Source organism: Pseudomonas sp. RA_35y_Pfl2_P32, assembly GCF_963970735.1.
Taxonomy (GTDB): domain Bacteria; phylum Pseudomonadota; class Gammaproteobacteria; order Pseudomonadales; family Pseudomonadaceae; genus Aquipseudomonas.
The window spans coordinates 1-1,065 of the sequence record NZ_CAXAQF010000065.1 but is presented as its reverse complement, the minus strand read 5'-3'; the positions used below and the strand labels follow the sequence as shown (position 1 = coordinate 1,065).

At 52.0% G+C, this 1,065-nt stretch carries 2 rRNA genes; both read right to left on the bottom strand.

Features of this window, described 5'->3' with window-relative positions:
• Positions 1-48 precede the first annotated feature (48 nt).
• Positions 49-164 (bottom strand): 5S ribosomal RNA (rrf, locus tag AACY45_RS27065).
• 160 nt (positions 165-324) lie between these two features.
• Positions 325-1,065, bottom strand: a 23S ribosomal RNA gene (locus AACY45_RS27060); the annotation flags it as partial.

The following is a 1,065-nucleotide window of genomic DNA, read 5'->3' as shown; positions in this document are numbered from 1 at the left end:
AAAACAAAACCCCTACCTGCATACGCAGATAGGGGTTTCGGAATTTAATCTTGACGATGACCTACTCTCACATGGGGAAACCCCACACTACCATCGGCGATGCATCGTTTCACTGCTGAGTTCGGGATGGGATCAGGTGGTTCCAATGCTCTATGGTCGTCAAGAAATTCGGGTACTGAGTCGTGGCCCGTTGGCCTCGCTTCAGCAAATTGGGTATGTGATAGCTTCGGTGTTTTGTGAGTATCTCGAACTTTCGGTTCGTTTCGTCTTCACACACCGCAATCTGATGCTTCTTTCGAAGTAAGCAAATTGCTTGGGTGTTATATGGTCAAGCCTCACGGGCAATTAGTATTGGTTAGCTCAACGCCTCACAGCGCTTACACACCCAACCTATCAACGTCGTAGTCTTCGACGGCCCTTCAGGGGACTCAAGGTCCCAGTGAGATCTCATCTTGAGGCTAGTTTCCCGCTTAGATGCTTTCAGCGGTTATCTATTCCGAACATAGCTACCCGGCAATGCCACTGGCGTGACAACCGGAACACCAGAGGTTCGTCCACTCCGGTCCTCTCGTACTAGGAGCAGCCCCTCTCAAATCTCAAACGTCCACGGCAGATAGGGACCGAACTGTCTCACGACGTTCTAAACCCAGCTCGCGTACCACTTTAAATGGCGAACAGCCATACCCTTGGGACCGGCTTCAGCCCCAGGATGTGATGAGCCGACATCGAGGTGCCAAACACCGCCGTCGATATGAACTCTTGGGCGGTATCAGCCTGTTATCCCCGGAGTACCTTTTATCCGTTGAGCGATGGCCCTTCCATACAGAACCACCGGATCACTAAGACCTACTTTCGTACCTGCTCGACGTGTCTGTCTCGCAGTCAAGCGCGCTTTTGCCTTTATACTCTACGACCGATTTCCGACCGGTCTGAGCGCACCTTCGTACTCCTCCGTTACTCTTTAGGAGGAGACCGCCCCAGTCAAACTACCCACCATACACTGTCCTCGATCCGGATAACGGACCTGAGTTAGAACCTCAAAGTTGCCAGGGTGGTATTTCAAGG